This window comes from Salinimonas chungwhensis DSM 16280 (genome assembly GCF_000378185.1).
Lineage (GTDB): Bacteria > Pseudomonadota > Gammaproteobacteria > Enterobacterales > Alteromonadaceae > Alteromonas > Alteromonas chungwhensis.
The window spans coordinates 1-17,816 of the sequence record NZ_KB899390.1 but is presented as its reverse complement, the minus strand read 5'-3'; the positions used below and the strand labels follow the sequence as shown (position 1 = coordinate 17,816).

Genomic DNA, 17,816 nt, shown 5'->3' with positions numbered 1-17,816 from the left:
TCCTACGCTTTAAGCGGCTTGAGCTGCTGATCGATGGCGCCAAAAATACTGTTGCCCCTGCCATCCAGCATTTCCATATGAATCTTGTCACCAAATTGCATAAACGGCGTCGAAGGGCTGCCGTCGCGAATGGTTTCTATCATACGAATTTCCGCAATGCACGAATAGCCACGGCCGCCCTCGGCCACTGCCGAGCCATGCGCCGTGCCCTGCTTGTTAGAAACGGTCCCTGAGCCGATAATGGCACCAGCACCAAGGTTGCGAGATTTTGCCGCATGAGCAATGAGCTGGCCGAAGTTAAAGGTCATATCCTCACCCGCTTCGGGCTGACCAAATAGTTCACCGTTATAGGTTGTGCGTAGTGGTAGGTGTACCTTGCTATCCTGCCAGGCATCGCCCAGTTCGTCCGGTGTCACGGCTACCGGCGAGAACGCACTGGCTGGTTTTGACTGGAAAAAACCAAAGCCTTTGCCTAACTCACCAGGAATTAGCCCCCTTAACGATACGTCATTGACCAACATTATCAGTCGGATACGTTTTGCCGCCTCTTCCGCTGAACATTGCATGGGAACATCGTCAGTAATCACCGCAACTTCACCTTCAAAGTCTGCGCCCCACTCATCGCTGGGCAGAATAATATCCTCCATCGGCCCGATAAAGTCGTCGGATCCGCCCTGATACATCAGCGGATCTGACCAGAAACTTTCCGGCATTTCTGCGCCTCGGGCTTTTCTAACCAGTTCCACATGATTGACATAGGCACTACCGTCCGCCCACTGATAAGCCCGGGGAAGCGGTGATTCGCAGCGTTGGGGGTTGAACGGCTGTGCCTCGATCTGCTGGTCATTTAATTGCTGATATCGCTGTTTAAGCTGCGGTTCAGTCTGCGCCCAGTTATCCAATGCATATTGCAATGTTGACGCAATGTCACTGATCTCGCAGGCTTGGGTCAAATCCCGGGAGACCAGCATTAGCTGGCCGTCCCGGCTATCATTCCTATAGGTTGCAAACTTCATTTATGTTCCCTGTTTATCTTCGTCGCTGCGCCAGCTGTATACATAGTCCGGGTTTTCTACTGCACTGGCGGCTTCACCAATATCCAATGCATCCCGGGTGTCCAGCATCACCGCAACCTCGTCAGTGAATGTTTTTTTGTGTTGACGGCCGGCTTCAAATGCTTTTGGGTGCGGGCCGTGCGTAAAGCCTGCCGGATGAAAGGTGACCATCCCTTTTTCAATATTGTCACGGCTGAAAAAATCCCCTTCGTGGTAAAAGAGCACTTCGTCATAGTCGTCGTTGTTATGATAAAACGGAACTTTCAACGCGCCGGGATCTGATTCAATTGGCCGGGGCACAAATGTGCAGATAACAAACCGTGCGGCCACAAATGTAGTATGGGCTGAAGGTGGCAAGTGATAACGATGGCTCATCAGCGGCCGGATATCACGCCAGTTGAGTCGCACTACAGTCAGATCCCCATGCCAGCCGATGGCGTCCAGAGGATTATAGGGGTAGGTAATTCTAGATAAACGATTGTGTCGTTTTACCTCTACCTGCCAGCTAGCCTCATCCTGTTGTTGTAAAAACGCAGGATTAATTTGTGGTGTATCCAGCACTGCTGGGTCAAAAATGGCATGCCCCCCAACCATTCCCTTCTCGGGTAACTGGTAAGCATCATTGGTCGCCTCGATCATCAGTATCTGCATCGCAGACTCTGGCACCAGGCGCCACATGGTTGAACGCGGGATAACAATATAGTCGCCTTTAACTACCTGCAGATGCCCAAAATCACAAAACAGATCACCCTGCCCTTCGTGGATAAACAATAAATCATCACCATCAGCATTGCGGGCTAATCGAGGCATGACTTGGGTACAGTGCCACATCCGGTACTGACAGTGCGCGTTGCTTAAAATCACCGGTGCGCTAAAGGGCGATGCGGCGTCCGCAGGGTGATTATTTGCATCCAGTTTATTCAAATCGAACGCCCGTGGCCGCAAATCGCCTTCCCACTCTACCCAGCCGGTGGGCGCATGTTTATGATGCATGTGGGAAGCAGGGCCGAAAAAGCCACTGCGGCCCATTTCCCGCTCGTAGATGCCCTCTTCCGGAAAGTCGGCATGCGCCTGACGTGAATGGCTTCCCTGTGCGGTAGGAAACTTAATCCAGTTACGCATCTTCTTTCTCGCCAGAAATTACGCCACGGCGGATCTGATCTTCCTCAATCGACTCAAACAGTGCTTTGAAGTTACCTTCGCCAAACCCTTCGTTACCTTTGCGCTGAATAATTTCAAAAAATACCGGTCCAATAACTGTATCGGTGAAGATTTGCAGCAAAATGCCATCTTTCATTGGCGCGCCGTCGATCAGAATACGTAAGTCTTTGAGCTTATCCACCGGCTCATCGTGACCGGAAACGCGATCATCGATTGCTTCATAATAGGTATCTGGGGTATCCATAAACTTCATACCACGGTCGCGCAGGTCAGACACGGTTTGATAAATATCGTCAGTGGCCAGAGCAATATGCTGAATCCCTTCGCCTTTGTACTCGCGGATAAACTCTTCAATTTGTGATTTATCATCAGAAGATTCATTGATGGGGATCCGAATTTTGCCGCATGGAGACGTCATCGCCTTACTGACCAAACCCGTAAGCTTACCTTCAATATCAAAATAACGAATTTCACGGAAGTTACCGATACGCTCATAAAAATCAGCCCATACCGCCATATTGCCACGGCGCACGTTATGGGTAAGATGGTCGACAAAATCCAGACCGGAGTTGGCACGTTTCATCCGGGCTGTCCAATCGTCATAAAAATTGAAGTCAACATCATAAATGTTGTCCTCCAAATATCGGTCGACAAAATACAGGGTGCTTTCACCGATTCCGTAAACGGCAGGAATATTAAGCTCCATCGGCCCTAAATTACCGACAAATTGTTTGGCGCCGTTGTCAACCGCATGTTGTAAGGCTTTACCGGCATCTTTTACCCGAAAGGCCATGCCGCATACACTCGGCCCACGTAAGCGGGCAAATTCTTCGGCTTGAGATGCGGGCTCTGCATTGATAATGAAATTGATATCATTCTGCTTGTAAAGCCACACATTTTTAGACTTGTGTTTAGCAACCTCGGCAAAACCCAGAGAAGAAAATAGCTCCTTAAGGGCCTGTATACCCTTATCATCGGCGGCAGTATATTCCACGAACTCAAAACCGTCTGTACCAAGGGGGTTATAGGAATGATCTACATTCGTCATGAGCAAAATCCTTAATCTGTTATTTACAATACATTTACACAATAAACATGATTTACCGGGCTATGGAAAGCCGAGGCATGCAAATAACTGATCGGACAGGTTGACACGATGTGTACAGAGTTTTTGACAGGCAAGATGAGGATAAAATAAGTGCCGGTAGCACGCTCGCTGCAGCTGAGCGGGCGGCTTGCCGGTATCGCCTAACGTGTATTTAAAACTTTACAGTACCTTTATTAATGCCATATTCACGCAATTTATTCGCAATCGCGGTATGGCTAAGACCAAGCTTTTTAGCCAGTTGCCGGGTGCTTGGATAAGATGGATAGAGCCTCTTTAATAAGTCGCGCTCAAATTTTTTGACCTCTTCATCCAGGGTGCCCTGAAAATTTTCATCAATATAGGTGGTGCTGGGCGCACAGCTGGGTAACTGAATATCTTCTTTGGTAATCTCTTTACCATCTAGTAAAGAAAGTGCTCTATACAGTGCATTTTGTAATTGTCTGACGTTGCCCGGCCAGGGATAATTTTGCAGATAGTCCACACAGGACTTACTTAACTTTGCCGGACGCCGCCCCAGTTTTGAACTGTGCTGGACAATAAAGGCTTCTGCCAAAGGCACGATATCCTGCTTGCGTTCTTTAAGAGATGGCATGACCAGCGCCAGTACATTTAGCCGATAGTAAAGCTCTTTTCTGAAAAGACCATCTTCCACAAGCTGTCCCAAATCCCGGCATGTTGTACAGATAAAACGCACATCAATTTTGACCGGTTTATCATCACCCACGCGACGAAATTCACCGTTTTCCATTACCCGTAACAGCTTGGCCTGCAATTGGGTGGACATATCGGCGATTTCGTCAAGAAGCAAGGTACCGCCGGCAGCAAGCTCCAACAACCCAGGTTTGCCTTCCGGCTGATTGAAAGCACCGGCACCGTATCCGAATAACTCTGTTTCTGCCACGCTGTCGGGTAATGAGGCACAATTGAGCGCAAGAAAATCGCCCTCATTACGCCGGCTCGCCTGATGACAGGCCCGCGCAATCATTTCCTTGCCAGTCCCGGTCTCGCCAAATATTAAAATGGGTGCATCCAGATCGGCCACTTTACGCGCCTCTCTGACAGCTTTGTCCATCGCCGGGGATTGCACAACAAACTTGTCAAAGCTGTCGGTTTCCTGCTGATGAAAAGCGGTGAACTGCTGACCCAGCCGCATTTCTGATTTAAGCAAAATAACGGCCCCCGCCATTATCGTACCGTCCTCACCATCGGGTACAATAATAGGTAGCATATCAGCCAGGTAGTCTTGTTGGATGAATTGTACTTTAGACGATGCAGGGCCAATTACTGAAGATTCCAGCCAGCGATGAAAATTAAATCCTTTGACCCATTCAGCGACTTCCTCACCTTTAATAGACTCAACAGACATCTCTAGCCCCGCTGTCACCGCTTCGTTGCACATTAGGATATTGCCCCGGGTGTCGATGGAAAAGACGGGATCAGGCAATGTCTGTAGGATCGCAGAAAGCTGGTTTCGCTCCCTTTCGGCGGGCATGAAAGGGGTGGTTTTAACATCATCGATACCATCAATTCGACGGATCTTGGGCATTAAGTGCTGGAAATCAGCAAATTCTATATTGGGGAAATTGAGAAAGATTTTACCGCCGACATCGATTTCTATACCGCGAAGGTCAATTTCGTGCGCGACCAAAATATCAAGCACATCCTGGGCAATGCCCAGTCTGTCCTGACAACTAATCTCTAAACGCATACACCACTCTAAACTGTAAAGTATTTTTTACAGAATATCACATTTGCATAACATGTGAAGGGTTTTTATAGCTCCCCAGCTAGTTTTGCCCGCTCACCTTTTTCTCTTTGGGCGGAAAGAGTGGCTCGAATAAACCCAGCGTCTTGGCTTGCTGTACCAACGCCATCAGATCCATTTCCGATAGCGTGAACAAATCATCAAACTGCTCCAGAATATAATAAAGCGGCTGCATGATATCTATCCGGTAAGGTGTCCGTAGCGCATCAACAGGCTCCAGCGGTTTACGTACCGGTGTCGCGCTTTCCAGCGCATAGATAGTTTCTCCGGGTGAGGACAAAATACCACCGCCATAGATCCGCAAGCCATCGGCGGTATTTACAAGCCCAAACTCAACAGTAAACCAGTAAAGTCGTGCTAAAAATACGCGATCTTCTTTGCTGGCATTCAGGCCAAGCTTGCCGTAAGTATGAGTGAAATGGGCAAAGGCAGGGTTGGTCAGTAACGGGCAATGCCCGAAGACTTCGTGGAATATATCCGGCTCCTGCAAATAATCGAACTCTTCACGCGTGCGGATAAATGTTGCTACCGGGAACTGTTTGTTAGCTAATAATCGAAAAAACTCTGAAAAATTAATCAGCGCCGGGACCTCTGCGGTTTGCCAGCCAGTTGTCTTTTTCAATTTCTTATTTAATTCTGGCAGTTGCGGTATGCGGTCATTACTTAGCTGAAGAATATCAAGGCCGTCGTGATACTGATCGCAGGCGCGATTTTTAATAAGCTTTATTTGCCGGTCGAACAGTTCAGACCAAACCTGATTCTCTTCATCGCTCCAGTGAATGATGCCGTTGCTATCAGACTCTCTGGACTTATACTGCGTACCTTTCGACATGAAAGAACCTCTGTGATCGTCGTACGTGATAGGTATCAAGTCTATCGAAAAATCGCGTGGGCAAAAGCTTTGTGGCGACGATGCGCAGCGTTGTCACCGTAACAGTTTATTTACATTATCCTGGCGGTTGCTACTGACAAGCCGATAATAGAGGGCGCCAGGTAAGGAATACCTTTCACGCGCTGAAACAAAAAAAGCAGGTGTGACCCTGCCTTTTAAGCGTGTTCTCATCAACAGTTGGTTACAGGCGGTTAATCTCCCGATTAAGCTGATACTCCCGTGACGTGACATATTTTTCCATACTACGCAGGCGTTTTTCGGTTTCATCAAAACGTTGCGAAATGTTGCTGACTGCACGCCTGGGCGAGACGCCGGCCTGCCACACTTTGCTTTTTACCTCAAACCGTTCGTCAATGTCTTTATTGGCTGCATGATTGTGCCACCCTTTGCCTGACGACTGGTGGGTGGTATCGGCAGTACCTTGAGTATAAAGCGTATCGGCTGGCTTCTTTTCCAGAATAAACCAGCAAATAATGTATCCAACAAAGATAAATGAGCCGGCCAGTAAAAAGAACGCCGTAACCACCAAAATTCTGACTAACCACCGCTCCAGGCCAAAATAGTTGGCGATGCCGGCACATACACCCGCAATCTGAGCATGCTCGGTATCGCGATAAAGATGTCGGTTTACTCTCATGCGCGGTTTCTCCACTCCGGGGACTCACTGTCTAATATAGCTTCCAGGGTTTTCACACGCTCTGACATAGACTCGGCCTTTTCCGCCAGTTCATGTAAAGATGCCTGCTCCTCCTGACTGAGTCCCTTGTTGATATGACGCTTACTGCGATAATGCAGAATCAGCCAGATTGGCGCGATAAAAATCATAAATAAGATAATTGGCGCCACTAATATCCCGAGTATAGCTTCGTCCATTGTGTGTACCTCCGTCTAAATAAAATTGCTCACTAGCCCTGCCAACCTGATACCTGTGAGCAAAGTATCAGGTTAGGGCAGTCGGTCTTATTCAGCCGGCTTGTCTTTATTATTCATTTTAGCCTTTAATTTGGCTAATTCCTCATCAATTTTTTCATCCGATTCTAAATCGGCGAACTCATCGTTGAGGGTTTTCTTGCCGAGATCGTAGGCGTCTACCTGCGATTCCAGATCGTCGATTTTACGCTCATATTGCTCAAAGCGTCCCATCGCGGCATCTACCTTGCTGCTATCCAGCGTACGTTTCACATCTAATCGCGAGCTGGCGGTCTTCTGGCGCATGATGATGGTTTTCTGACGAGCTTTGGCATCAGCCAGTTTATCCTGTAACTGACCAATCTCTTCCTGCAGCTTGCTGATCTGTTCATCGACGACACTGAGCTCTTTATTCAATGCCTCAGCAGCTTCTACTGACTTTTTCTTTTCCTGCAATGCCGCCCGGGCTAAATCATCGCGATCTTTACTGAGCGCCAGCTCCGCCTTTGCTTCCCAGTCAGCAGCATCGCTTTCATATTTATTGATTTGCGCGGTGATTTCTTTCTTGCTGGCCAGGGTCTTTGCAGAAGCAGAACGCACTTCTACCAGCGTGTCTTCCATTTCCTGAATGATCAGACGAACCATTTTTTCAGGATCTTCGGCCTTATCCAGCAGGGCGTTGATATTTGAGTTCACTATATCGGTGAAACGCGTGAAAATACCCATATTTATTACCTCAGACTCATGTTAAAAATAATGCGCGTTGGCACATACTGGTATTTACTATTCAAATTGCTTGCCAACCCTAACATCTCTATAACCTAATGATATTTTTGATTTTTTATCCATTAAAATAAATTCGTCACATCATGCTTTTTAATTTACACTAGATATTGGTCGAAATGACTAACTTTTGAGGCAATAAATGAGTAGATTTCGCCAGCAGGATAATTTGTTAGGTCAGGCTAATAGCTTTCTTGAAGTGCTCGAGCAGATTTCGCAAATTGCACCGCTGAATAAACCTGTGTTAATCATTGGCGAGCGAGGTACCGGCAAAGAGCTGGTGGCTGCTCGCCTGCACTTTCTTTCCCAACGCTGGGACCAGAATTATGTCAAGCTCAATTGTGCTGCTCTGAACGAAAACTTACTGGAAAGTGAGCTGTTTGGTTACGAAGCTGGCGCATTTACCGGCGCAGCCAAACGCCGGGAAGGCCGCTTTGAAATTGCCCATAATGGTACGCTGTTTCTGGATGAGCTTGCAAATACCTCCGGGCTGGTTCAGGAAAAGCTGCTTCGGGTGATTGAGTACGGCGAATTTGAACGTGTAGGTGGCAGCAAGACGGTTAAAACCGATGTGCGACTGGTCGCTGCAACTAACGAAGATTTGCCATCACTGGCTGAATCCGGTGAATTTCGGGCTGATTTACTGGATCGTCTGGCCTTTGATGTCATTACGATCCCACCTCTGCGCGAACGCCCGGAAGATATCATGATGCTGGCTGAACACTTTGCCATTAATATGGCCCGGGAACTGGAAATGGAACTGTTCAGCGGGTTCACTGAAAAAGCGCGCCGTACCCTGATGGGACATGCCTGGCCAGGCAATATCCGAGAACTCAAAAATGTCGTTGAACGCGCCGTTTATCGGTGCAATAACCCACACCTTCCGGTGCATGAAATTGTGCTGGACCCGTTTGCTTCGGCCTACCGCCCCACTGGCAGAATAAAAACGCAGGACAGAATTAGTCGTTCATCTACTGCTGCTGGCGATACGCCCTCGCCTGAACCCTCGGTGCAGCCTGACGATGCAGAATCGATGGCCAGCTTACCTGCACAGCCTACATCCGACGAGATTATTTATCCGATAGATTTAAAGGAGCGCTCAGCGACCTATGAAATTGCCATGATTGAACGTGCGCTATCTGATAGCCAGTTCAATCAGAAAAAAACGGCTGAGAAGTTAAGTCTCACTTATCATCAATTGCGAGGTTATTTAAAAAAATACAATCTGTTAGACTCTTCACAAGAAAGCCCTGAAGCTCAGTGACTCAGCCCATGACGCGTATCGCAACTGTTTTGATATGTCTGGCCAGCATAATTACCCTTGGTGCATGCAGCAAAAAAAATACTGACACCTTTTATCAGTCAGGGATATTGTACTGCTCGGAAAGCGCTCCGGTTAATTTCAATCCGCAATTAGATACATCAGCAACCACATCCGATGCCACTGCGCACCAGCTATACGACCGGTTACTGGACTTTGATGCAGAAACCGGACGCATAGTACCCAGCCTGGCGAGCAGTTGGCGGGTATCTGATGATGGCCTGACTTATACATTTCAGCTGCGTAAAGACGTAGCTTTTCATACTACCGAATACTTCACACCAAACCGGACCTTTAATGCTGATGATGTGCTGTTCAGTATTAACCGCTGGCGCCAGCCCTCGCATCCATTTCATGATGTATCTGGCGGTCGTTATCCCTACTTCGAAAGCCTCGGTATCGCTGACAACGTTGCTGCGGTGAATCGGGTCAATGGTTATCGGGTGGAGATTCAGCTAAAAGAACGTGACAGCTCATTTTTAGCCAATCTGGCAACCGATTTTTCAGTGATGCTTTCAAAAGAGTATGCTGACCATCTTATGGCCCAGGGTGACCCCGAACGCATTGACCATTACCCTATCGGCACCGGCCCCTATAAATTTGAAAGCTATCGCAAAGATCATTATATCCGTTATCGCGCTCATGATGCTTACTGGCAGAATGCCACGTCCTCACAACGTCTTATCTTCGATATCACACCTAAAAGCTCTTTAAGACTGGCTAAACTGATGACGGGTGAATGTGACGCTATTGCATTTCCGGCCCAGACAGAACTGGATATTATACGTAACCGACCAGACCTTGAGCTGGCCGAGAAGCCTGGACTAAACGTAGGTTTCTGGGCCTTTAACACCCAGCGCCCTCCCTTTGATAATCCTGATGTGCGCAAAGCGCTGGCTCACGCCATTGATAAAAATACGCTGCTTGAGGCGGTTTATTTTGACAGCGCCTCGCGGGCTAAAAGTTTACTTCCGGTTGCAAGCTGGGCGTATCAGAATGATGCTGAGGATACCGCTTACAATCCTGTACTGGCTGAGCGCCTGCTCAGAGATGCCGGCATCGAGCCGGGTTTTACTATGACTATCTGGGCGATGCCTATAGAGCGTTCTTATAATCCCAATGCTGCAAAAATGGCTGAGCTCATTCAGCGTTATCTTGGTGATGTGGGTATCAACGTTAATATTGTTACCTATGACTGGACCACATTTCGCCGGCATTTGCGTGAGGGACTTCATGATTCTGTTCTGATTGGCTGGTCTGCTGATAATGGTGATCCTGATAATTTTTACCGACCGCTACTTAGCTGCGGCGCCATACCTTCTGGAACCAATCGTGCCATGTGGTGCAATGACCGCTACGATGCGTTGCTTAATCAGGCGTTGGAAACAGAGGATTTAGCCAAGCGCAAAGCTATCTACGTACAGGTCAATGCCTTGCTGAACAGGGAATTGCCAATCGTTCCTATCGCACACGCGTATCGTTATCAAGCCTATCGCAAAGAACTCAAAGGCATGCAGATTAATCCTTACGGTAGTATTCGTTTTGGCGGGGTAACCAAACAACTGTGATGAGAATTTTACTACGATTCAGCATTTTGTTTATCCTTACCCTGTTGGTACTGGTGGTGTTGTCCTTTGCCCTGATTTACCTGTTTCCCGGTGATGTATTAAACAACTTGACCGGTATCTCGGCGCAAAGCGAGGCCCATCGCGACATGCTGGTTGAGAAGCATCGCCTGGATGAAGCTTATTTCTTTCAGTTTACCCATTACGTGAGCGAGCTTTTCAGCGGCAACTGGGGACAGAGTTTTGTCTCTGGTCTGCCATTGAAAGAAGAAATAGGCAGAGCGCTGCCAGCGACAATTGAGCTGGCGTTCTACGCCATGTTTATCGCTGTGGTAATTGGTATACCAGTGGGATGTTATGCGGGCCTGAAAAGTTATACCCCGGTGGACTACTCTATTAACTCTTTATCGATGGTAGGTTACTCATTTCCGGTCTTCTGGCTGGCGCTGTTGTTTATCCTGATGTTCAGTCTTGAGCTGAACATCGCGCCACTTTCCGGCCGAATCAGTTTGCTGTTCGATATACCGCACAGAACCGGGTTTATCCTAATCGACATTCTGCTGGCAAAGGATATTGATACAAGTCTTGCAATGCGCGATGCTTTTCGTCACCTGTTACTGCCTACCCTGGCCATCAGTGTGATCTCGACGGCTTCGATGATTCGAATGGTCAGACGTTCGGTTATCGACGTGCTCAATCGCCCGTACATTACTGCAGCGCGTTCACGGGGTTTATCGCGCTGGCAAATCTTTTCCCGCCATATTCTGCGCAATGCGTTGCTGCCGGTGTTACCTTTAATGGCCATTCAAATTACCACACTTATTACCAATGCCATGATCGTCGAAACGCTTTTTTCATGGCCCGGGATTGGTAACTGGCTAATCCAGGCGATCTATCAACGAGATTTTCCCGCGTTGCGGGTAGGTATGCTGGCGGTGGCCTCGCTGGTAATAACGCTGACTATTACTATCGATTTATTTAACCGCTTAATCGATCCAAGCAGGGACAAGTACGAACGTGGCACAATTTAGTCTCTACGAAGAAGAATATCATCCTTCTCCCTGGCAGCGTACCTGGCGGGAGTTTACGTCCAGCCATATCGCGGTACTCGGTCTGTTTGTACTGGCAATATTCTTGGTGTTTGCCCTTTTTGCCCCGCTTATCGCGCCCTACGATCCGTTGCAGCAAAACATAGACTCTCTGCTGCTTCCTCCGAGCTGGGAAACCAACGGTAGCATTAGTCATCTATTTGGAACTGATGCATTAGGCCGGGATGTTTTTTCACGTATTATTTACGGTTGTCGGGTCACGTTCGGCAGCAGTATTTTGTTGGTGATGATCGCCATGGGCGTCGGGGTGACCATCGGCACAGTGGCCGGCATGATGAGTGGTGTACGCTCAAGTATAATGAACCATTTGCTTGATGCACTGATGGCCATCCCCACATTACTTATTGCGATTATTATTGTCGCTATACTGGGCACCGGGTTGGTCAATAGTATGTGGGCGATTACTCTGGCCCTGATTCCGCAGTTTATCCACTACACGCGCAGTTTCGTGCGCAGTGAGATGAAAAAAGAATACATTCTGGCGTCTAAGCTGGATGGCGCTAGCGCCTGGCAATTGTTTCGTCACTCGATTTTACCAAACATGATCGAGATGCTGGTGGTACAGGGGTCGCTGGCGCTTTCTATTGCAGTGATAGATGTCTCGGCACTGGGCTTTTTAAATTTGGGCGCACAACCCCCCTTACCGGAACTCGGTGCCATTCTGGCCGACGGCCTGGATGTCGCCTACTTAGCCCCGTGGAATGTGGGGCTTCCAGGTTTGTCTATATTTTTGATGGTTCTGGCCATCAATTTAGTGGGAGATGGATTACGCTCAGCATTGCGAAAGAGGGTTAGTCATTAATGCCTATACTTGATATCAAAAACCTGACCCTGGAAATTGAAACTGCTGGTGAGCGGGTTAAAGCACTGGATAAAGTGAGCCTGACCATCAACAGTGGTGAAATCCGGGCGTTGGTGGGCGAATCAGGCTCGGGTAAAAGCCTCATTGTGTCGGCAATATCAGGCGCATTGCCACAAAAGTTTCATCTCACAGCGGATCGTATGAGCTGGAAAGGTAAAAATCTGCTGAGTATGCCTACCGAGGAACGTCGGCAACTCATGCGCAGAGAGATTGCGGTGGTTTTCCAGAATCCGGGCACCGCGCTGGACCCTTCTGCAACGTTGGGGGAACAGCTCATGGAAAGCATTCCCAGTGAGCTGGTTGAGGGAAAATGGTTTTGGCAGCGTAAGCAGTCGCGACGCAAATCAGCGATTTCCACGGTACACAAGGTAGGCATTAAGCATCACCGGCACTATTTGAATGCCTACCCGCACCAGATCCCAACGGACATCAGTCAGAAGTTTATGCTGGCCATGGCCCTTATCTCTCAGCCACAGTTGCTGATAGCCGATGACCCCACCCGTGGCATGGAAACGACCACTAAAACACAGGTGCTAAAATTACTCACCCGGCTCAACCAGACCAAGTCATTGTCTATTTTATTTATCAGTCATGACCTGTTGGCGATATCCAGTATGTGTCACTCAATGACTGTTCTGTACTGTGGGCAGACCGTAGAATCAGGCCGAATGAAGATGCTGCGTAAGCGTCCACTGCACCCTTATACCAAAGCATTGCTGGACAGCGCACCGAGTTTTCAAAAAGACTTACTGCCCAAAAGTCTGTTACCTACACTGGATGGCACCATTCCTTCATTAAAGCATGTACCTATAGGCTGCCGGCTCGGGCCGCGTTGTCCGCGCGCCCAGCGTGATTGTGTTATTACTCCTGCGGTCAGGCGCATTCATGATCACACTTACAGTTGTCATTTCCCGTTACATATGGAAAAACTATGAACCAGTTAATGCATGTTGATAAGCTGGTTTTCCGCCATCACAAAAATAAGCGGTGGCTCAAGAAGGCGGAAGTATTCCAGCTTGGTCCTATCGATTTAACGGTCAATAAAGGCGAGACTATAGCTGTGATCGGTGAAAATCGTGCTGGTAAGTCCCTTTTGGCTAAGATGCTGGTGGGCGCAGTGGAGGCAGATGAAGGCAAAATTGCACTTAGCAGCGTGAAGTACAATGCAGCAAAACGGCGCTCATCCCGGGCATATAACGCCAGCAATGATATCCGGATGATTTTTCAACACAGTGCAGAAGCCATGAACCCTGGCATTACCGTGGGAATGATAATGGATGAACCATTACGCCTTAATACCCGATTAACGGCAAAAGACCGGCGGGCTCGTATTGAAGAAACATTACTCAAGGTTGGGTTGTTGAGAGACCATATTTATTTCTACCGGCACATGCTCTCTGACGGTCAACAGCAACGTGTTGCGCTGGCCAGAGCGTTGGTATTGCAACCTAAGATCCTGGTGGCCGATGAGCCCTTTGCCGCCCTCGATCCGTCGGTTCGTTCACAAACTGTCAATCAAATCCTTACTCTGCAGAAGGAGCTAGGGCTGTCTTTTATATTCATTACCCATAATCTTGGGGTGGTTCGGCATATCGCCGACAGAGTAATTGTGATGAAAAACGGCAGGATCGTAGAATCGGGTAAAACTGAGACCATCTTTCGATGGCCTCAGCATAGTATGACAAAAAAACTTATTCTGGCCTATCAGTCACTGGTGCCACAGCAAAAGCTGACCTAACCTACCAATGCCAGTAGCACCCCGGCAGCTACTGCCGAACCAAGAACACCCGCAACATTTGGCCCCATGGCATGCATCAGAAGAAAATTATGCGGATTTTCCTGTAAACCCACTTTATTAACAACCCGAGCTGCCATCGGTACCGCAGACACGCCCGCCGCTCCAATAAGCGGGTTGATGTTATCCTGTGATAACCGATTCATTAATTTTGCCATCAGCAAACCGGTGGCAGTACCAATGGCAAAAGCCACCGCGCCCAGCCCCAGGATGCCCAATGTTTCCACCGTCAGAAATTTCTCCGCAGAAAGCTTAGAGCCTACTGCCAGCCCTAGAAAAATGGTGGTGATATTGATCAACTCATTCTGGGTTGTCTTGCTCAGCCGATCGACTACACCGCACTCTTTCATCAGATTACCAAGGCAAAACATGCCAACCAGAGGGGTTGCTGAGGGTAGAAACAAGATCGTCAGAATTAGTACAGCGAGTGGAAAGATAATCTTTTCACGCTGTGATACCGGCCGTAGTTGCGCCATCTTTATCTGACGCTCTTCCTTCGTCGTCAGAGCTTTCATAATGGGCGGCTGAATGATAGGAACCAGGGCCATGTATGAATACGCTGCCACGGCGATAGCCCCAAGCAAATCTGGCGACAGCCTGGACGCTAAAAAGATCGCGGTAGGACCGTCGGCCCCGCCGATTATGGCAATGGCACTGGCATCCTGCAGACTAAACTCAAAACCGGGGACAAAGTTAAGTGCAATCGCTCCGAATAGTGTGGCAAAAATACCAAACTGTGCCGCAGCACCCAACAGTAACATACGGGGATTGGCAATCAAGGCACCAAAGTCGGTCATGGCCCCGACTCCCATAAATATAAGCAAGGGAAAAACCCCCGTTTCAATCCCGACAGCATAAATGTAATAAAGCAAGCCGCCCGGCTCTGAAAACCCAGCCAGGGGAATGTTGGTCAGTAGCGCCCCAAAGCCGATAGGAAGCAAAAGTAATGGCTCGAACTTTTTGACGATGGCAAGGTACAATAACAACAGCCCTACGCCCATCATAATCAGTTGCTGATAATGAAAATGGGCCAGTGCGGTGCTGTCCCATAAAATACTTAATTTTTCCATTTTTCTTACAGCTCAATCAATGGTTGACCGCTGGAGACGGCATCGCCTTCCTTGGTTAGAATACGACTTACGGTGCCCGCAAACGCACTTCGGATCTCGGTTTCCATCTTCATCGCTTCCAGAATTATGACCACGTCACCATCTTCAACATTATCGCCTTCTGCGACCAGCACTTTGAATACATTGCCGGATAACGGCGCCTCAATTATCTCGCCGTTACCCGCACTTTGTTCCTTGCTGTCTTCGACCGCATCTTTGCTGTCAGCACTTTTTGCTTTAGCTGCGGGTTCAACATTTTTCAGGGTTCCTGAAGCGGCCACTTCAACACGGTAGACCTTACCCTCAACCGCTACATCGTAAGAGGAAGACGAAGAAGATGCCGATGCCGCTTTCTGTTTAGTTTCTGAGGCTGTTGAAACAGTTTTTTCGCTGTCTGCGGTCGGTGCAGGCTCAAAGGCATCGGGGTTGCCCCGGTTTTGCAGAAACTTAAGCCCGATCTGTGGAAAAAGCGCGTAGGTCAGTACATCATCCACTTTATCGTCAGCCAGTGTAAATGACTTTGCACTGGCCAGCTCCTGCAACTCGTCAGTCAGCGAGTCCATTTCCGGCGCAATATTATCCGCTGGTCGACAGGTAACAGGATCATCACCGTCAAGCACGCGCTGTTGAAGGTCCTCATTTACCGGTGCAGCGGTTGCGCCGTACTCGCCGCGAAGTACGCCGGCGGTTTCTTTAGTAATGCTTTTATAGCGTTCGCCGGTAAGCACATTCAGCACAGACTGTGTTCCGACAATCTGTGAAGTGGGCGTAACCAGTGGAATATACCCCAAATCTTCCCGGACCCGGGGAATCTCTTTGAGCACTTCATCAAACTTATCCTGCGCGCCCTGCTCTTTTAGCTGATTTTCCATATTGGTAAGCATGCCACCAGGAACCTGAGCCAGCAAAATGCGAGCGTCGACACCCTTCAGGCTGCCTTCAAATTGCGCATATTTTTTGCGCACCTCCCTAAAGTAGCTGGCGATGCGTTCCAACTCTGGCAATGATAACCCTGTATCTCTTTCGGTACCCTCTACTGCCGAAACAATAGTTTCAGTGGCGGTGTGGCCGTAGGTCATACTCATGGATGAAATCGCTGTATCGAGCATGTCGATGCCCGCATCAATGGCTTTTTGATACGTTGCCGTAGATAAACCGGTGGTCGCATGACACTGCATGGCGATAGGAACATTGACCGTATCTTTGAGCCCTTTAATCAGCTTTTCGCATTCATAAGGGTTAAGCAGGCCTGCCATATCTTTAATACAAATAGAATGCACGCCCATCGCTTCCAGCTCCCGCGCCATTTTCAGCCAGGTATCCAGCGTGTGAACCGGACTGACAGTATAAGCGATTGTTCCCTGGGCATGAGCGCCACAATCTATGGCAGCCTTTACAGCAGTTTCGAGATTACGCACATCATTCATTGCGTCAAAGATTCGAAAGACGTCAACCCCGTTATCGTGGGCACGAGCCACAAATTTTTGCACCACATCATCAGCGTAATGGCGATAACCCAACAGATTCTGACCGCGCAGTAACATCTGCTGGCGTGTCTTAGGCATCGCCTTTTTCAGCGCCCGGATCCGTTCCCAGGGATCTTCACCCAGATAGCGAATGCAGGCGTCAAATGTTGCTCCTCCCCATGACTCAACCGACCAGAAACCGGCATTATCCAGCTCCTCGGCAATGGGTAGCATGTCATCCAAGCGCATGCGAGTCGCAAGTAATGACTGATGGGCATCTCTTAATACCAGTTCTGTTAGCGCCAGCGGTTTACTCATGCGTTCTCCTACTGTTTTTCTTGTGATTGTCGATGTTGATGCACGGCGGCGCTAATGGCAGCCAAAGTCTGGGGTGTGATATCTGAATCTTTACTTGTTTTAGCCGGGCCCTTTTTCGACGAAGATACCGGCTGTTCAACTTCACCGGGAAATCGAGCGCACGTTATCTCAATCAGCTTAATGCCCCCAATCAGCAAAGCCAGAAAGGCGAACACAAACCCCATGCCGACCATCATAAGTGTGCCAGCTTCATTTAGCTGACCGGCAATTTCTGCATTCATAGGTTTCTCATTTATCAAACATGGAGATTAAGTACCATGAATAGTGAAAAATAACAAATGGGCATGCTGTAGAATTACATAAATATGCACTATTTATGCAGCCACTTTACGCGAAACCTGACGCTGCCTTTTTATTTGCGCATGGAAAGTCTTATAGCCGATTTATCAATATAATAATACGCGGAGTGCTATTGCCGGTGAAGAGTAATTCGTTGAGGGTGTTCTTATGAAAGCTAACAAATTTGCAGTTTGGCTGGCGCCGGATGAGCGACCCGAGCTCTGCGAGGGGCTGGAAATCCGCCCCACATAAAACAACC

Annotated in this window: 17 protein-coding genes; 6 read left to right on the top strand and 11 right to left on the bottom strand. The window is 48.5% G+C overall.

The window, feature by feature from the left end:
- Positions 1 to 2 precede the first annotated feature (2 nt).
- From F458_RS0116605 to pspA, 8 genes are all read right to left on the bottom strand, one after another.
- Complete coding sequence (locus F458_RS0116605) at positions 3 to 1,016, bottom strand: fumarylacetoacetate hydrolase family protein (protein WP_018984566.1); 1,014 nt, start codon at positions 1,014 to 1,016, stop codon at positions 3 to 5.
- Positions 1,017 to 2,177, bottom strand: coding sequence for a homogentisate 1,2-dioxygenase (locus tag F458_RS0116600; protein WP_018984565.1), 1,161 nt, complete (start codon positions 2,175 to 2,177; stop codon positions 1,017 to 1,019).
- The gene (gene hppD / locus F458_RS0116595; RefSeq protein WP_018984564.1) at positions 2,170 to 3,264 is read right to left on the bottom strand and encodes a 4-hydroxyphenylpyruvate dioxygenase; all 1,095 of its coding nucleotides are present in this window, start codon (positions 3,262 to 3,264) and stop codon (positions 2,170 to 2,172) included. Before hppD ends, F458_RS0116600 begins: the two co-directional genes overlap by 8 nt.
- A gap of 211 nt (positions 3,265 to 3,475) precedes the next feature.
- Positions 3,476 to 5,032 (bottom strand): transcriptional regulator TyrR, encoded by a 1,557-nt coding sequence (gene tyrR / locus F458_RS0116590; protein ID WP_018984563.1) that lies wholly within the window; start codon positions 5,030 to 5,032, stop codon positions 3,476 to 3,478.
- 79 nt (positions 5,033 to 5,111) lie between these two features.
- On the bottom strand, positions 5,112 to 5,951 hold the full coding sequence (gene phhA, locus F458_RS0116585) for a phenylalanine 4-monooxygenase (protein WP_269745209.1): 840 nt from the start codon (positions 5,949 to 5,951) through the stop codon (positions 5,112 to 5,114).
- 211 nt (positions 5,952 to 6,162) lie between these two features.
- Positions 6,163 to 6,618 carry an envelope stress response membrane protein PspC gene (pspC, locus tag F458_RS0116580; protein ID WP_018984561.1) on the bottom strand — a complete coding sequence of 152 codons (456 nt, stop codon included), beginning with the start codon at positions 6,616 to 6,618 and terminating at the stop codon, positions 6,163 to 6,165.
- Entirely contained in the window at positions 6,615 to 6,854 is a 240-nt protein-coding gene (gene pspB, locus F458_RS0116575; RefSeq protein ID WP_018984560.1) for an envelope stress response membrane protein PspB, read from the bottom strand. Before pspB ends, pspC begins: the two co-directional genes overlap by 4 nt.
- Positions 6,855 to 6,941: 87 nt before the next feature.
- Complete coding sequence (gene pspA, locus F458_RS0116570; protein ID WP_018984559.1) at positions 6,942 to 7,616, bottom strand: phage shock protein PspA; 675 nt, start codon at positions 7,614 to 7,616, stop codon at positions 6,942 to 6,944.
- A 199-nt stretch (positions 7,617 to 7,815) separates the two neighbouring features.
- Between pspA and pspF the strand changes: the two genes are divergently transcribed.
- The 6 genes from pspF to F458_RS0116540 are packed head-to-tail and all read left to right on the top strand — an operon-like array spanning position 7,816 to position 14,268.
- The gene (gene pspF, locus F458_RS0116565) at positions 7,816 to 8,937 is read left to right on the top strand and encodes a phage shock protein operon transcriptional activator (protein WP_018984558.1); all 1,122 of its coding nucleotides are present in this window, start codon (positions 7,816 to 7,818) and stop codon (positions 8,935 to 8,937) included.
- A gap of 8 nt (positions 8,938 to 8,945) precedes the next feature.
- The gene (gene sapA, locus F458_RS0116560; RefSeq protein ID WP_018984557.1) at positions 8,946 to 10,562 is read left to right on the top strand and encodes an ABC transporter substrate-binding protein SapA; all 1,617 of its coding nucleotides are present in this window, start codon (positions 8,946 to 8,948) and stop codon (positions 10,560 to 10,562) included.
- Positions 10,562 to 11,590: an ABC transporter permease subunit gene (locus tag F458_RS0116555; protein ID WP_018984556.1), complete on the top strand. Its 1,029-nt coding sequence runs from the start codon at positions 10,562 to 10,564 to the stop codon at positions 11,588 to 11,590. The genes sapA and F458_RS0116555 overlap by 1 nt, the downstream gene beginning before the upstream one ends.
- Positions 11,577 to 12,470: an ABC transporter permease subunit gene (locus F458_RS0116550; RefSeq protein ID WP_018984555.1), complete on the top strand. Its 894-nt coding sequence runs from the start codon at positions 11,577 to 11,579 to the stop codon at positions 12,468 to 12,470. The genes F458_RS0116555 and F458_RS0116550 overlap by 14 nt, the downstream gene beginning before the upstream one ends.
- The gene (locus tag F458_RS0116545) at positions 12,470 to 13,465 is read left to right on the top strand and encodes an oligopeptide/dipeptide ABC transporter ATP-binding protein (protein ID WP_018984554.1); all 996 of its coding nucleotides are present in this window, start codon (positions 12,470 to 12,472) and stop codon (positions 13,463 to 13,465) included. Before F458_RS0116550 ends, F458_RS0116545 begins: the two co-directional genes overlap by 1 nt.
- A complete protein-coding gene (locus F458_RS0116540; RefSeq protein ID WP_018984553.1) occupies positions 13,462 to 14,268 on the top strand; it encodes an ATP-binding cassette domain-containing protein in 807 nt (268 codons plus the stop codon). Before F458_RS0116545 ends, F458_RS0116540 begins: the two co-directional genes overlap by 4 nt.
- Here the strand turns inward: F458_RS0116540 and F458_RS0116535 are convergent.
- The 3 genes from F458_RS0116535 to F458_RS0116525 are packed head-to-tail and all read right to left on the bottom strand — an operon-like array spanning position 14,265 to position 17,499.
- The gene (locus F458_RS0116535) at positions 14,265 to 15,395 is read right to left on the bottom strand and encodes a sodium ion-translocating decarboxylase subunit beta (protein WP_018984552.1); all 1,131 of its coding nucleotides are present in this window, start codon (positions 15,393 to 15,395) and stop codon (positions 14,265 to 14,267) included. The genes F458_RS0116540 and F458_RS0116535 overlap by 4 nt on opposite strands.
- A 5-nt stretch (positions 15,396 to 15,400) precedes the next feature.
- On the bottom strand, positions 15,401 to 17,218 hold the full coding sequence (oadA, locus tag F458_RS0116530; protein ID WP_018984551.1) for a sodium-extruding oxaloacetate decarboxylase subunit alpha: 1,818 nt from the start codon (positions 17,216 to 17,218) through the stop codon (positions 15,401 to 15,403).
- A gap of 8 nt (positions 17,219 to 17,226) precedes the next feature.
- Positions 17,227 to 17,499: an OadG family protein gene (locus F458_RS0116525; RefSeq protein WP_018984550.1), complete on the bottom strand. Its 273-nt coding sequence runs from the start codon at positions 17,497 to 17,499 to the stop codon at positions 17,227 to 17,229.
- Between the last annotated feature and the right edge of the window lie 317 nt (positions 17,500 to 17,816).

Coding starts and splice junctions, on each gene's coding strand:
- F458_RS0116605 (WP_018984566.1), bottom strand. CDS start 1,016: ATGAAGTTTGCAACCTATAGGAATGATAGCCGGGACGGCCAGCTAATG.
- F458_RS0116600 (WP_018984565.1), bottom strand. CDS start 2,177: ATGCGTAACTGGATTAAGTTTCCTACCGCACAGGGAAGCCATTCACGT.
- hppD (WP_018984564.1), bottom strand. CDS start 3,264: ATGACGAATGTAGATCATTCCTATAACCCCCTTGGTACAGACGGTTTT.
- tyrR (WP_018984563.1), bottom strand. CDS start 5,032: ATGCGTTTAGAGATTAGTTGTCAGGACAGACTGGGCATTGCCCAGGAT.
- pspC (WP_018984561.1), bottom strand. CDS start 6,618: ATGAGAGTAAACCGACATCTTTATCGCGATACCGAGCATGCTCAGATT.
- pspB (WP_018984560.1), bottom strand. CDS start 6,854: ATGGACGAAGCTATACTCGGGATATTAGTGGCGCCAATTATCTTATTT.
- pspA (WP_018984559.1), bottom strand. CDS start 7,616: ATGGGTATTTTCACGCGTTTCACCGATATAGTGAACTCAAATATCAAC.
- pspF (WP_018984558.1), top strand. CDS start 7,816: ATGAGTAGATTTCGCCAGCAGGATAATTTGTTAGGTCAGGCTAATAGC.
- sapA (WP_018984557.1), top strand. CDS start 8,946: ATGACGCGTATCGCAACTGTTTTGATATGTCTGGCCAGCATAATTACC.
- F458_RS0116555 (WP_018984556.1), top strand. CDS start 10,562: ATGAGAATTTTACTACGATTCAGCATTTTGTTTATCCTTACCCTGTTG.
- F458_RS0116545 (WP_018984554.1), top strand. CDS start 12,470: ATGCCTATACTTGATATCAAAAACCTGACCCTGGAAATTGAAACTGCT.
- F458_RS0116540 (WP_018984553.1), top strand. CDS start 13,462: ATGAACCAGTTAATGCATGTTGATAAGCTGGTTTTCCGCCATCACAAA.
- F458_RS0116535 (WP_018984552.1), bottom strand. CDS start 15,395: ATGGAAAAATTAAGTATTTTATGGGACAGCACCGCACTGGCCCATTTT.
- oadA (WP_018984551.1), bottom strand. CDS start 17,218: ATGAGTAAACCGCTGGCGCTAACAGAACTGGTATTAAGAGATGCCCAT.
- F458_RS0116525 (WP_018984550.1), bottom strand. CDS start 17,499: ATGAATGCAGAAATTGCCGGTCAGCTAAATGAAGCTGGCACACTTATG.